The sequence below is a fragment of the Ruegeria atlantica genome (assembly GCF_947495585.1).
In the GTDB taxonomy this organism is placed as follows: domain Bacteria; phylum Pseudomonadota; class Alphaproteobacteria; order Rhodobacterales; family Rhodobacteraceae; genus Ruegeria; species Ruegeria atlantica_G.
In genome coordinates this window covers 54,877-67,873 of sequence record NZ_CANLZK010000005.1, presented here as the reverse complement: position 1 = coordinate 67,873, position 12,997 = coordinate 54,877, and the positions used below count along the sequence as shown (strand labels likewise).

General features: G+C 57.9%; 11 protein-coding genes. 4 read left to right on the top strand and 7 right to left on the bottom strand.

Going from position 1 to position 12,997, the window contains the following annotated elements; genetic code table 11:
* The first annotated feature begins 83 nt into the window (after positions 1 to 83).
* Positions 84 to 2,111, top strand: a complete 2,028-nt coding sequence (locus QMP16_RS11100; protein ID WP_282152434.1) for a M3 family metallopeptidase — start codon at positions 84 to 86, stop codon at positions 2,109 to 2,111.
* On the opposite strand, the gene QMP16_RS11095 is transcribed toward QMP16_RS11100, so the two are convergent.
* The 6 genes from QMP16_RS11095 to QMP16_RS11070 are packed head-to-tail and all read right to left on the bottom strand — an operon-like array spanning position 2,105 to position 8,672.
* Positions 2,105 to 3,037: a 2-hydroxyacid dehydrogenase gene (locus QMP16_RS11095; protein WP_282152433.1), complete on the bottom strand. Its 933-nt coding sequence runs from the start codon at positions 3,035 to 3,037 to the stop codon at positions 2,105 to 2,107. The two genes, QMP16_RS11100 and QMP16_RS11095, sit on opposite strands and share 7 nt — an antisense overlap.
* A 15-nt stretch (positions 3,038 to 3,052) precedes the next feature.
* A complete protein-coding gene (gene rodA / locus QMP16_RS11090) occupies positions 3,053 to 4,192 on the bottom strand; it encodes a rod shape-determining protein RodA (RefSeq protein ID WP_058273483.1) in 1,140 nt (379 codons plus the stop codon).
* Positions 4,189 to 6,138: a penicillin-binding protein 2 gene (mrdA, locus tag QMP16_RS11085; protein ID WP_282152432.1), complete on the bottom strand. Its 1,950-nt coding sequence runs from the start codon at positions 6,136 to 6,138 to the stop codon at positions 4,189 to 4,191. The genes rodA and mrdA overlap by 4 nt, the downstream gene beginning before the upstream one ends.
* On the bottom strand, positions 6,135 to 6,671 hold the full coding sequence (locus tag QMP16_RS11080; protein ID WP_282152431.1) for a rod shape-determining protein MreD: 537 nt from the start codon (positions 6,669 to 6,671) through the stop codon (positions 6,135 to 6,137). The genes mrdA and QMP16_RS11080 overlap by 4 nt, the downstream gene beginning before the upstream one ends.
* Positions 6,664 to 7,566 carry a rod shape-determining protein MreC gene (mreC, locus tag QMP16_RS11075; protein WP_282152430.1) on the bottom strand — a complete coding sequence of 301 codons (903 nt, stop codon included), beginning with the start codon at positions 7,564 to 7,566 and terminating at the stop codon, positions 6,664 to 6,666. The genes QMP16_RS11080 and mreC overlap by 8 nt, the downstream gene beginning before the upstream one ends.
* Before the next feature lie 59 nt (positions 7,567 to 7,625).
* On the bottom strand, positions 7,626 to 8,672 hold the full coding sequence (locus QMP16_RS11070) for a rod shape-determining protein (RefSeq protein WP_039523195.1): 1,047 nt from the start codon (positions 8,670 to 8,672) through the stop codon (positions 7,626 to 7,628).
* 155 nt (positions 8,673 to 8,827) lie between these two features.
* On the opposite strand from QMP16_RS11070, the gene QMP16_RS11065 reads away from it, so the two are divergent.
* The 3 genes from QMP16_RS11065 (at position 8,828) to QMP16_RS11055 (ending at position 11,210) form a co-directional block, all read left to right on the top strand.
* A complete protein-coding gene (locus tag QMP16_RS11065) occupies positions 8,828 to 9,619 on the top strand; it encodes a 23S rRNA (adenine(2030)-N(6))-methyltransferase RlmJ (protein ID WP_282152429.1) in 792 nt (263 codons plus the stop codon).
* 145 nt (positions 9,620 to 9,764) lie between these two features.
* Positions 9,765 to 10,694 (top strand): sterol desaturase family protein, encoded by a 930-nt coding sequence (locus QMP16_RS11060; protein ID WP_282152428.1) that lies wholly within the window; start codon positions 9,765 to 9,767, stop codon positions 10,692 to 10,694.
* An 18-nt stretch (positions 10,695 to 10,712) separates the two neighbouring features.
* Positions 10,713 to 11,210 carry a DUF2141 domain-containing protein gene (locus QMP16_RS11055; protein WP_282152427.1) on the top strand — a complete coding sequence of 166 codons (498 nt, stop codon included), beginning with the start codon at positions 10,713 to 10,715 and terminating at the stop codon, positions 11,208 to 11,210.
* A 54-nt stretch (positions 11,211 to 11,264) separates the two neighbouring features.
* On the opposite strand, the gene QMP16_RS11050 is transcribed toward QMP16_RS11055, so the two are convergent.
* Entirely contained in the window at positions 11,265 to 12,839 is a 1,575-nt protein-coding gene (locus tag QMP16_RS11050) for a 2-isopropylmalate synthase (protein ID WP_282152426.1), read from the bottom strand.
* Between the last annotated feature and the right edge of the window lie 158 nt (positions 12,840 to 12,997).

The following is a 12,997-nucleotide window of genomic DNA, read 5'->3' as shown; positions in this document are numbered from 1 at the left end:
CAAGAGATTTCGGCGGTATCGCGGGCACCCCCTCTGGACCATTTCGGCCCGTCTCCCTAGCTTGACCAGCAAAGGAGATCCGCATGACCAACCCGATCCTGTCCGCCTGGACCACTCCATTTGAAATCGCGCCATTTGCCGAGATTTCGGATGATGATTTTGCGCCTGCATTGGACAAGGCGATGGACGCCCACAACGCGCAGATCGACGCGATTGCCAACAATTCCGACCCAGCCAGTTTTGCAAATACAATCGAGGCACTTGAGGCGGCCGGAGAGCAGATAGACAAGGTTCTGTCTGTCTTTTTCACCGTTGCAGGTGCCGACAGCAACCCGGCGCGGGAAGAGCTGCAACGCGAATTCTCACCAAAACTCTCGGCGCATTTTTCGGGAATTTCGTCAAACAAGGCGCTGTTTCGGCGAGTTGCGGACCTGTGGGTGCGCAAGGATCAGCTTGACCTGACCGATGAACAGGCCCGCGTTCTGATGCTGACCCATCGCGGTTTTGTGCGCGCTGGTTCGGCTTTGGAAGGCAACGATGACACCCGCATGCAAGAGATCAAGTCGCGCCTTGCCACGCTGGGGACGTCCTTCACCCAAAACCTTTTGGCGGACGAGCGCGAATGGTTCATGAACCTGACCGAGAATGATCTGGAAGGTTTGCCGGGTTTCGTCGTGGATGCAGCCCGCGCTGCCGGGGATGAGAAGGGTGCTGATGGTCCTGTCGTCACTCTGTCGCGGTCGTTGATTGTACCGTTTCTGCAATTCTCGCCGCGCCGCGATCTGCGCGAGAAGGCGTATCGGGCCTGGACTGCGCGTGGTGCCAATGGCGGTGAAACGGACAACCGCGAGATTGCGGCTGAAATCCTGAACTTGCGCGAAGAACGGGCCAAGCTATTGGGATATTCCAGTTTCGCGGACTACAAGCTGGAAACTGAAATGGCCCGAACGCCGGACCGCGTTCGCGATCTGTTGATGCAGGTTTGGGAGCCGGCAAAGGCGCGGGCCGACTCCGACGCCGAAACCTTGACCGCGATGATGCAGGAAGATGGCATCAACGGTCCGCTCGAAGCGTGGGACTGGCGCTACTACGCCGAAAAGCGCCGCAAGGCTGAACATGATTTGGATGAAGCTGCGCTGAAGCCGTACTTGCAGTTGGATCGTATGATCGAGGCCGCCTTTTCCTGCGCCAACCGGCTGTTCGGGCTGGAGTTTGCCCCGCTGGATGTACCGCTTTATCACTCCGATTGCCGGGCTTGGGACGTAACGCGCGACGGGCAGCATATTGCTGTGTTCATCGGCGATTACTTCGCGCGGGGTTCCAAGCGCTCGGGCGCATGGTGCAGCGCAATGCGGAGCCAGGCAAAGTTCCCCAAGGTGCAAGCCCCCGTCGTGATCAACGTTTGCAACTTCGCCAAGGGCGACCCGGCGCTGCTATCTTATGACGATGCGCGCACGCTTTTCCATGAGTTCGGTCACGCATTGCATCAGATGTTGTCCAACGTGACCTATGAAAGCATCTCTGGCACCAGCGTCGCGCGTGACTTTGTAGAGCTTCCCAGCCAGCTTTATGAACACTGGCTGGAAGTGCCGGAAGTCTTGGCCGAATTTGCGACCCATGCCGAATCTGGTGAGCCGATGCCGCAAGATATGCTTAAGAAGGTTCTGAAGGCCGCGAATTTTGATCAGGGGTTCCAGACCGTGGAATACGTAGCCTCAGCCTTGGTCGATCTGGCGTTCCACGAAGGCGAAGCGCCAGCTGATCCGATGGCGAAACAGGCCGAGGTTCTTGATGGTATCGATATGCCGCATGCCATCGGTATGCGCCACGCGACACCGCATTTTGCCCATGTCTTCGCTGGCGATGGCTATAGCTCGGGCTATTACAGCTACATGTGGTCCGAGGTTATGGACGCCGACGCATTCGCAGCCTTCGAAGAAGCTGGGGGTGCCTTTGACACAGAGCGCGCCAAAGCGCTTGAGGATAATATCCTGTCCACCGGCGGCTCTCGCGAAGCTGAGGAGCTGTATCTGGCGTTCCGCGGGCGTTTGCCAGGGGTCGAGGCGCTGTTGAAAGGTCGCGGGCTTATCGCGACCTGTCCGGATCAGTAGCCCAGATTGCGGTCGACGAGGTGCAGGAAGGGTTTGCCTTCCTCACCTCGGATAATGTTCTGGCAGATCACTTGGGCCGCAGTTGTTGGACGGGTTTCCGACGCGATATGCGGTGTGACGGTCACGTTGGCATGCGCCCAATACGGGTGTTCCGGCGGCAGGGGTTCCACGCGAAACACGTCTAGCGTGGCGTGGCTAATGTGCCCCGAATCCAGCGCGGCCAGCAGCGCGTCATCGTCGATCAATGGACCGCGACCGGGATTGATGATCCGAGCGCCTTTGGGCAGCAAGGCGAGAGTGTCCGCATTCAGTGCGTTTTCCGTTGCGGGGGTGTCGGGCAGCAACAGGACAACGATCTCGGCACTGGACAACGCGGCGCGCAAGCCGTCGGTGCCATGCAGGCATGTTACCCCGGGGATGTCCTTTGCGGTTCTACTCCAACCGGTCACTTTGAAATTCAGCGCGGCAAGCGCGGTTGCTGCGGCTTCTCCCAATGCACCAAGGCCCAGCACACACACATTCCGTTCGCTGGCAAGCGGCGGGGCGTCGGGCGTCCACACGCCGTCCTGCACGGTGATATAGCGGTCCATGCCCAGGTGATAGCGCAGCACGTGGCCGACGACCCACTCGGTCATGCCATGCATCAGCCCGTGGTCCACCATTCGGGCCAATGGCACGGTCAGCGTTTCGTTGCCCGCGATTTTTTCAACACCTGCCCAAAGACTCAGAACCGCCTTCAGTTGTGTATAGGGTGAAAAATCCAGTAGCCCGCTTGTTGGTGCATAGACAACGTAGTCGACCTGATCAGGCGAAAACTCGGTTGCCAGACGGAAATCCAAACCAGCTTGGGACAGCCCTTTTGTAAGCAGAGGTTCATACACCGGCCATTGTTCAGGGCGCGCGGAAAACAGGATGTTGACGGGCATGAAGGGCCTTTCAATTCAGCGGGGGCGGTGAATATGCGCGCTTTGAACAATGCCGAAGGCGGCCATCAGAACCAGCATGGCGGACCCGCCGTAGCTGACCATCGGCAGGGGCACGCCCACAACCGGTGCAAGGCCCATGACCATGGACATATTGACCGCAAAGAACAGGAAGAAGTTGAGCGCGACCCCCAAGGTGACCAGGGATGAGAACCGGTCCTTTGTCGCCAAAGCCGTAACCATGCAGAAGATAATAATCAGGGCGTAAAGGGTCAGCAAAGTGATGCCTCCGACAAACCCGAATTCCTCGGCCAACGTGGTAAAGATGAAGTCCGTGTGCTTTTCGGGCAGAAAGTTCAGGCGCGACTGCGTCCCTTGCATGAACCCGCGCCCGTTCCAGCCGCCTGACCCCAACGCAATTTTCGACTGGGTAATGTGATAGCCTGCACCCAGCGGATCGGTGGAGGGATCAAGGAAAGTGTCTATTCGGCGGAACTGATAATCCTTGAGCAACTGCCACTCGGTGCCCCGGCTATTGAACACTGTCGCAATCAAGCCGACCACCGCCGCGATAACGGCGGCGAAATAAGCCCAGTGCACTCCAGCCAGGAACATCAGTCCCCCGCCCGCCGCCAACAACAGGATCGAAGTGCCCAGATCGGGTTGTTTCAGGACCATAGCTGTAGGGATCAGGATCAGGATGACCGGGATAAGCACCCAGAGCGGTCGCGATGTCTTATGAGAAGGCAACCAGTCGTAGTAGGCGGCCAGAACCATGACCAGCGCAATCTTCATGACTTCGGAAGGCTGGAGCCTCATGAACCCAAGGTCGATCCAACGCTGCGCACCCATGCCGATGGTGCCAAAGAGTTCCACAAAAATCAGCAGAACGATCGAGCCGAGATAGGCCAAAACGGACATGTTGCGCCAGAACCAGATCGGCACCAACGCGATGATGAACATAACGGTCAGTCCCAGTCCGAACCGCTCAATCTGGGGTTCGGCCCAGGGCATCCAGGACCCGCCCGCGACTGAGTACAGCATCAGGAATCCGGCGCTGGCGACGCTGATCAGCAACAAAGTCAGCGGCCAGTTCATGTAGAGGAACTTGCGAAACCCCGTTGGCGTGGATTTGACGGCGTACTCAAGATAGCTCATGCGCGGTCCTTTTCATCGGGTCGCGCTTTGGGGCGACGGTCGCCCTCAAGCCGTTTTTGTTGTTCCTTAATGCGGTCACGATCTGCAACCGGATAAGCCTCGAGCGGTGGGGTGCCGTTGTACAGAGCCTGCAGCATGATGTCTCGCGCGACCGGGGCCGCTGCCTTGGATCCGCCACCGCCGTGTTCCACCACAACTGCCACGGCGTATTTCGGATTGTCGTACGGCGCATAGCTGACGAACAGCGCGTGGTCGCGCCGTTCCCACGGCAGGTCTTCGTTGCGGATTACGCCAGCCGCGCGTTCGGCCTTGGTGATGTTGCGCACCTGGCTGGTCCCTGTCTTACCGGCCATGCGGAATTCATCATTGATGATGCGGCTGCGATAGGCGGTGCCAGCCCTGTCGTTTGAGACCGAGAACATCGCTTTGCGCACCTGATTCAGGTTGTACGGATTGACGTCCAGCGGCTCACCTGCTCCTGACGGTTCCTCGACGCCATTGACGGACCGCACCAGACGGGGCGTCACGGCCCGGCCCGTGGCGATCCTTGCCGTCATGACCGCAAGCTGTAGGGGCGAGGCCAGCATGAACCCTTGCCCGATCGAGGCATTCGCGGTGTCGCCCACCAGCCAACCTTCACCGTGGACCCGCTCTTTCCATGCCTGATTGGGGGCCAAACCCGCGGCGACAGCTGACATCGGGATATCGTGCTTGACGCCCAGTCCGAATTTGCGCGCCATTTCAGAGATTTTGTCGATGCCGGTACGCACGGCGACATCGTAGTAGTAGACGTCGCAGCTGCGCTTTAGTGACAAGTTAAGATCCACTGTCCCATGCCCGCCGCGCTTCCAGCAGTGGAAGCGGCGGCTACCGACCTTCAGGTGCCCAGGGCAATAGACGGTGTTGCCGGGGCTAACCACTCCGGCCTCAAGCGCGGCAAGAGCGGTGATCATCTTGAAGGTCGAACCCGGCGGGTAGGTGCCCTGAACCGTCTTGTTGGCCAGCGGGCGGTAGTTATTTTCAGTCAATGCCCGGTAATCCGCGACCGATATCCCGCGCACGAACAGGTTCGGGTCGAAACTGGGGGCAGAACTGATGGCCCGGATATCCCCGGTTTCGCAGTCGATGACGACGGCAGCCGCGCTTTCACCGGCCAAGCGCGCCTGGGCGTATTGCTGCAGGTCCGCATCAACGGACAATTGCAGATCGGCCCCGGCCTCGCCTTCTTGCCGGTCAAGCTCGCGCATGATGCGGCCTGTGGCGTTGACCTCGACACGTTTTGCGCCGGCTTTACCGCGCAGGGTGATTTCCTGTTTGGACTCCAGTCCGACCTTGCCGATTTGGAACCGGGGGATACGCAACACCGGTTCGGGATCTTCGATCAGGCTGAGGTCATAGTCACTGACCGGCCCGACATAACCAACGACATGGGCGAAATCCTCATAGCGGGGATACTGACGGGCCATGCCCACTTCGGGCGTAACGCCGGGCAGAGCGGGCGCATTGACCGCGACCTTGGAGATGTCCTCCCACGTGACCTGATCGGCCAGCGTGACTGGCAGGAACGGGGCAGAGCGGCGCATCTCGGTCTTGGCGCGGTCAATCTCTTCCTGAGTCAGCGGGATAAGCTCTGAAAGTTTGGCGATGACTTTGTCGACGTCGCCCGCATCTTCGCGGACCATAACAATACGATACGACTGCGTGTTTTGCCCGATTATCTGGCCGTTGCGGTCATAAATGCGCCCGCGCGTCGGGGGGATCAGACGAATGTTGATCCGGTTTTCTTCGGCCAACAGACGGTACTCGTCAGCCTGATCCACTTGCATAAAGCGCATTCGCGCTGCCAGGCCGCCGATAAACGCAGTCTGCAACCCGCCCAGGATCAACGCGCGGCGCGGCAGGCGTTTGTATGCCAAACCTTGCGCTTTGGGATTGCGTTGTTTCATGCCCGGGCCCCTCTTGTGCCGGGATCCGACACTGACACGCGCCGAATGCCAAGTACATTCTGGCTGAGAAGAACGACCAGAGGATAAACCGCAATTGTCAGAACCACTTGTATCACCACAGGACCCAACGCTGCTTGCTGTACCGATAGAATAGCAAGAATTACGCGGTTCAATATGAAAATCCCCGCGATCACCACAGCGGCCGTTGTCCATTCAGCCATAAACCCGGCGTCGCGCATTCCGGGCGCGGCCGAGCGCAGATACGCCGATCCCAAAACCACGAGTGCTGCCAGCAGGCCCGGAGGCCGTTGCAGCAGCAAATCGGCCATCAGCATCACTGCAGCAACCAGAAAAATGGGAACGTATTCCGGTCGGCGAAGAACCCAGGCGAAGGTTAACGCGATCAGCATGTCCGGAAACGGCCAGCGATCCGGCTGTGTGTCCAATGGCAGAAGATGCAGGAACATTACCAGCAACGCCAGAAACACGTACAAACTGCGTTTGAGCCAAAGATGCGAGGTTTGCCTATCCATCGCCGACCTCCGGCGGGGTCAGGGCGGCCTCGGGTTGCCGTGGACCCACGATGCCGCCAGGATCCGAGATCACCGGGGCCAAGTGGAAGCGCAGAACGCGAAGGAATTCCAGTCGTTCGAAATCTGCGGAGAGGCGCACCCGCAAACGCCCGCCGGGGTCTTCGGTGATCTGCCCGATCAGCAGCCCTCCGGGGAACACGCCACCATCGCCCGAGGTCACAACGCGGTCGCCAGGGCGTACCAATTCGCGGTTTTCCAAAAATTCCACCGACGGGGATTGCGTGTTGTCGCCGGTGATCAGGGCGGTTTGGCCAGACGGTTGAATTGTGGCCGGTATAGCGCTGGAAGCATCTGTCATCAGGATGACACGCGCGGTGTCGGGGCCAACGCCCGAGATACGCCCGACGACGCCAATCCCGTCCATCGTGGCCCAGCCATCCCTGATTCCGTCTCTCTCACCCACGTTCAGCAGGACCGACTGGCGGAAGGGCGAGCCGCTATCGGCCATGACCACCCCGGTGATATAGGTCAGGCGCGGATCAAGGCGCACATTGTTCAGATCCAATAGCCGGGCATTTTCCTGCTCCAGCTGCAGTGCGGCTTCTTTCCAGGCGCGCATTATGCGCAATTCGCTGCGCAATTCCTGGTTCTGGTCGCTCAGTCGTTGATAACTTTGGAAATCGCGTACCAGATTGACGGCGGCGGTGACAGGAACCATGGCCCATTCCATCGACGGCACTACAGTGTCCACGACCTGTGCGCGAAACCGTTCCACGCGCGGGCTGTCGATCCGCCAGATCAGAAAGATTCCCAGCAGACACAACACAACAATCCCCAGCAGCAGGCGGCGCAAGGGGGTTGTGTATTCATCGCGCTGTGATCGGTCTTTTGCCACAGGACTCCTTCCCGTGCTGCTCGTGCCGAATTTACCCTATGTGGTAAAGGGTGCGCGCCTTAGCTTTCGTAGTCAATCGCGTGGCGCAGTTGTTTTTCGTATTCCAACGCCTTGCCGGTGCCCAAAGCCACACAATTCAGGCTTTCGTCGGCAATCGACACAGCCAAGCCGGTCTGTTCGCGCAGGGCAAGGTCCAGATCACCCAACAGCGCACCGCCGCCGGTCAGCATCACACCCCGGTCCACGATATCCGCCGCCAGGTCGGGCGGAGTGGTTTCCAGCGCAGTCATTACCGCCTCGCAAATCTGCTGGACAGGCTCAGACAGCGCCTCGGCCACTTGGGCCTGGCTAATTTCAATTTCCTTTGGCACACCATTCAGCAGGTCGCGTCCGCGAATGTGCATCGACTGGCCGCGGCCGTCGTCGGGCATGCGCGCAGTGCCGATGGTGGTCTTGATCCGCTCGGCCGTGGATTCACCGACCAGCAGATTCTGCTGGCGGCGCAGGTACGAGATGATCGCCTCGTCCATACGGTCACCACCGACGCGGACCGAGCGGGCATATACGATGTCACCTAACGACAGAACAGCAACCTCGGTGGTACCACCGCCGATATCGACAACCATGTTGCCGGTCGGGTCGGTGATGGGCATGCCTGCACCAATCGCGGCTGCAATAGGTTCGGCAATCAGACCGGCGCGGCGGGCGCCTGCGGACAGAACCGACTGACGGATCGCGCGTTTTTCAACAGGGGTCGCGCCATGGGGAACGCAGACGATGATCTTGGGCTTCGAGAAAGTTGAACGCTTGTGCACTTTGCGGATGAAGTGCTTGATCATTTCCTCTGCCGTATCAAAGTCGGCAATCACGCCTTCGCGCATTGGGCGGATGGCTTCGATCGATCCAGGGGTCCGGCCCAGCATCAGCTTGGCGTCTTCGCCAACAGCCAGAACCTTTTTTACGCCGTCCTTGACGTGATACGCCACCACAGAGGGTTCAGACAGGATAACACCGCGACCCTTGACGTAAACCAGCGTGTTCGCTGTACCAAGGTCGATAGCCATGTCCGCTGTGAACAGGCCGCCCAGATTGCCAAAGATCCCCATATTTTTCCCTGATCCTGTATGTCAGTTTTCTACTGCCCGCGACTCGACGGTTCCGGGACGGATGACTTATAGGGTGCCAACTCGCCCGGTAAAAGGGCTGATTCCGCGACAATCAGCACCTTTCCGCCTTAATTGCAGGGACTTTAGAAGGCATCATGCTCTCATATCAACATATTTACCACGCAGGTAACCTTGCGGACGTCCATAAGCACGCAATTTTGGCAGAAACGCTGGCCTATCTGACCCAAAAGGACAAACCGCTAAGCTACATCGAAACCCATTCGGGGCGGGGGCTGTACAAGCTGGACTCGGATCAGGCCGTTCAGACCGGTGAAGCAGCTGCGGGAATCGAACGTGCGTTGACCGAAGGCTGGTTTGACGCCGATCATCCTCTGAGCCGAGCCATTGCCGCTGTACACGACCGATACGGCACATCCGCATATCCGGGATCGCCTTTAATTGCGGCGAACCTTTTGCGCTCATACGACAAGATGCACTTTGCCGAATTGCACCCGCAAGAATACCGAGCACTGTCCGACGCATTGATCACGTTTGATGCCCGAACCTATCGGCAGGACGGCTTTGAGCTGGCCCAATCTCTGCTGCCCCCGACACCGCGCCGTGGCGTTTTGCTGATTGATCCAAGCTATGAGATCAAATCTGATTATGACCGAATGCCCGGTATAATCGCCTCGTTGAACCGGAAATGGAACGTCGGTGTCATTGCACTGTGGTATCCGATACTGGCCAATGGGCGGCATCAGGGCATGCGCGACGCTTTGGAGAAACGGGATTTCCCCAAAGTTTTGCATCACGAGGTGCGCTTTCCGGCCGCACGCGAAGGGCACGGTATGGTTGGTTCGGGAATGTTTGTCGTGAACGCGCCTTATGGTCTGAGCGAGTGCTCCAAAACGTTGGATGGCCTGTTCGGCAAACTGCGCGGATGAGCAATCAGTGATCACATGGGGTTTCCCAAAGTATGCCACGCAGGTGAAAAATCTGCTGTGACAGCAATGGACTTGCAGGAGAAACCGTTTTTTCAACGCCGGGACCTTGATTTCCGGCGGTGATCTCGTAAATAAGTTGTCACGCATGACAACAAACGGGAATCGGATTGCTTCGATGGACTTCCTAAGCCGCCATATCAGTGATTTTCATCTGAATTACTGGGAAACTTTGATTGACGATTGGTTCTTCGTCTTCGCCATGGCCTTTCTGGCCTTCGAATTGATCCGATATGCAGTCGTCAAAAAGCTGAACTGGCAGATGATGGGTGACACCGTCACCAATTTCATCACGCTCGTTTTCTTCATCGGTATCAGCTTTGTTCTGTTGGCTGGTTTCTATATCGGTGCCTATGTCTGGGCTTCGCAATTTGCCGTGTTCGATATTCCGACAACATGGGCTTCGTTCATCATCGTGCTGATCCTTGCAGACCTGGCCTATTACTGGGAGCACCGAATTCTGCACCGGATCAACTTCCTCTGGGCAACGCATTCGGTTCACCATAGCTCTCCCTTTTTCAATATATCAGTGGCTTATCGCCATGGTCCGCTGGATGGTTTTTGGCCGCTGTTTTTCCACCTGCCGCTTGTGCTGTTGGGGTTCAACCCGTTCATGGTGCTGGTCGCGGAACTGCTGGTGCAACTGTATCAGACGGCCCTGCATACCGAAGTTATCAAAAAGCTGTGGCGCCCGATTGAATACATCTTCAACACGCCGTCGCATCACCGCGTTCACCATGGATCAAACCCGAAATACCTGGACAAGAACTATGCCGGGATTCTGATCATCTGGGACCGTATGTTCGGAACGTTCGAAGACGAAAAGGAAGAGGTGGTCTACGGCCTCGTCAAACCGATCGACTCGATCAATCCTTTCGTCGCCTTCCTTCACGGCTTTGCCCGCCTGTTCAAGGATGTCCGGAACATGCCAGGGTTCGGCAACAAGCTGGGTGTTTTCTTCGGACCTCCGGGCTGGCAGCCAAAGAACGGTCGTAAACAGAGTAAACCCGCGAAGTAAGGCGTAGGAGCGCAAAAGATGCCAAGCAACACACAACGCATCGTGGCGGCCATCGTAACGGCAGGTCTGTTTGTCGGAGGTGCCTGGGTCGCCTCTGGTTTCACCACAGATATTGACCAAGCAGCGGCTTCCACCACAGGGACCTCGCAAGACAAGGGTCTGACCGTCAATCTGCACGGTGCGCGCAGCACCAAGGGCAACGTGATTGTCATGGCGTTTGACCAGGCGACGGCGTTTGACAATATGGATTACACCAAAGCCGTTGGCTACCTAGAGGCACCAGCGTCCGAGGACCCGCTCCGCTTCGACTTTCCCGACCTCGACAGCGGGTATTTTGCTGTTATCGCGTTTCACGACGAAAACGGCGATTATGATCTGAACTATGACGCGAACTACATACCAACCGAAGGGTATGCAGTATCGGGGCTGAACGATCTCAACGATACGCCGGTGTATGACTACTCGTTGATCGGGACAGAAAAGCCAGCAGATCTGACCTTATTCTATTGGCCGTAATGCGGCTGGAGATAATAGAGAAGGGGCGGTCGACAATCGACCGCCCCTTTTTTTTCAAGTAAGATCTTTGTAGCTGATTTCCCGGGTATCTGCGCCAGGACCTGCCTTTTGACGGCGCACGATCAGGCGGTTCAGCGCGTGGATATACGCCTTGGCCGAGGCCACGACAGTATCGGTGTTGGCGGATTGGCCGGTTGCGATCATGCCGTCTTCTTCCAGACGCACCGATACTGTGGCTTGCGCGTCCGTACCTTCGGTCACGGCATGCACCTGATAAAGTTGCAAGTGGGCTGTGTTCGGATGCACGACGCGAATGGCGCGAAACGCTGCGTCGACCGGGCCGTCGCCTTGTTCGGTGGCGATGATTTCCTTGCCGCCTACTTCCATCTCGATGGTGGCTTCGGCCTTGCCGACGGTTCCGCAGGTAACCTTCATCGAAACCAGTTGCAGGTGATCGTCGCCGTCGTCATCATCCAGCGTCATCAACGCGATCAGATCGTCGTCGAATACTTCTTTCTTGCGGTCGGCCAGCTCCTTGAACCGAACGAATATGTCCTTGAGCTGGTTGTCGCCAACCTCATAACCCAGCGTGTTCAGCTTATCACGCAGCGCCGCGCGGCCCGAGTGTTTGCCCAGCGGCAAGGATGTCCCGGACAGACCGATATCCTCGGGGCGCATGATTTCAAAGTTTTCGCGGTTCTTCAGCATGCCGTCCTGATGGATGCCGCTTTCATGCGCGAATGCGTTCTTGCCGACGATGGCCTTGTTGAACTGCACGTTGAAACCGGACACCGTCGCGACCCTGCGCGAGATATGCATAATCTTGGTGGTGTCGATGCCGGTGTTCCAGGGCATGATGTCATTGCGTGTGCGCAGTGCCATCACCACCTCTTCCAGCGCGGTGTTACCGGCACGTTCGCCAAGGCCGTTGATGGTACATTCAATCTGACGTGCACCACCTGCAACAGCAGCCAGCGAGTTTGCGGTCGCCAGGCCAAGGTCGTTGTGGCAGTGGGTCGCGAAGACCACCTCATCCGCGCCCGGAACCGTTTCGATCAGACGTTTGATCAGGTCAGCAGACTCCATCGGTGCCGTGTAGCCGACCGTGTCAGGAATGTTGATTGTTGTCGCACCGGCCTTGATCGCAATTTCGATCACGCGGCAGAGGTATTCCCATTCGGTCCGCGTAGCATCCATCGGCGACCACTGCACGTTTTCGCACAGATTGCGCGCGTGACTGACCGTTTCGTGAATTTTGTCGGCCATTTCGTCCTGCGTCAGGTTCGGAATGGCACGGTGCAGCGGCGAGGTGCCGATGAACGTGTGGATGCGGCTTTTGCCAGCATGTTTCACAGCTTCCCAACAGCGGTCGATATCGGCGAAATTGGCGCGGGCCAAGCCGCAGATTCGGCTGTTCTTTGACCGTTCGGCAATTTCGGATACGGCCTTGAAGTCACCTTCGGAGGCAATTGGGAACCCCGCCTCGATAATATCAACGCCCATATCGTCCAACAGCTCGGCAATCTCCAGCTTTTCCGAATGGGTCATGGTTGCGCCGGGGCTTTGCTCGCCATCGCGCAGGGTTGTGTCAAAGATCAAGACGCGGTCTTGGTCGGTCACGTTGGTCATGGGATTCTCTTTCTTCTTCTGTCCTAAAGCCTATGGCGCGCGGGCGTCCTCCTCTGAGCGGGCGCGCCGGATGGCACGCTCAGAGGCGGATTAGGATCAGTAGGCCACGCAGAGACGCACCGCGAAGGGCGGTGTCGGCAATCAGGATATCTGCGCGG

Bases quoted from the DNA above. Each gene is read 5' to 3' on its own strand.
- QMP16_RS11100 (WP_282152434.1), top strand. From the start codon at position 84: ATGACCAACCCGATCCTGTCCGCCTGGACCACTCCATTTGAAATCGCG.
- QMP16_RS11095 (WP_282152433.1), bottom strand. From the start codon at position 3,037: ATGCCCGTCAACATCCTGTTTTCCGCGCGCCCTGAACAATGGCCGGTG.
- rodA (WP_058273483.1), bottom strand. From the start codon at position 4,192: ATGAGCTATCTTGAGTACGCCGTCAAATCCACGCCAACGGGGTTTCGC.
- mrdA (WP_282152432.1), bottom strand. From the start codon at position 6,138: ATGAAACAACGCAATCCCAAAGCGCAAGGTTTGGCATACAAACGCCTG.
- QMP16_RS11080 (WP_282152431.1), bottom strand. From the start codon at position 6,671: ATGGATAGGCAAACCTCGCATCTTTGGCTCAAACGCAGTTTGTACGTG.
- QMP16_RS11070 (WP_039523195.1), bottom strand. From the start codon at position 8,672: ATGGGGATCTTTGGCAATCTGGGCGGCCTGTTCACAGCGGACATGGCT.
- QMP16_RS11065 (WP_282152429.1), top strand. From the start codon at position 8,828: ATGCTCTCATATCAACATATTTACCACGCAGGTAACCTTGCGGACGTC.
- QMP16_RS11060 (WP_282152428.1), top strand. From the start codon at position 9,765: ATGACAACAAACGGGAATCGGATTGCTTCGATGGACTTCCTAAGCCGC.
- QMP16_RS11055 (WP_282152427.1), top strand. From the start codon at position 10,713: ATGCCAAGCAACACACAACGCATCGTGGCGGCCATCGTAACGGCAGGT.
- QMP16_RS11050 (WP_282152426.1), bottom strand. From the start codon at position 12,839: ATGACCAACGTGACCGACCAAGACCGCGTCTTGATCTTTGACACAACC.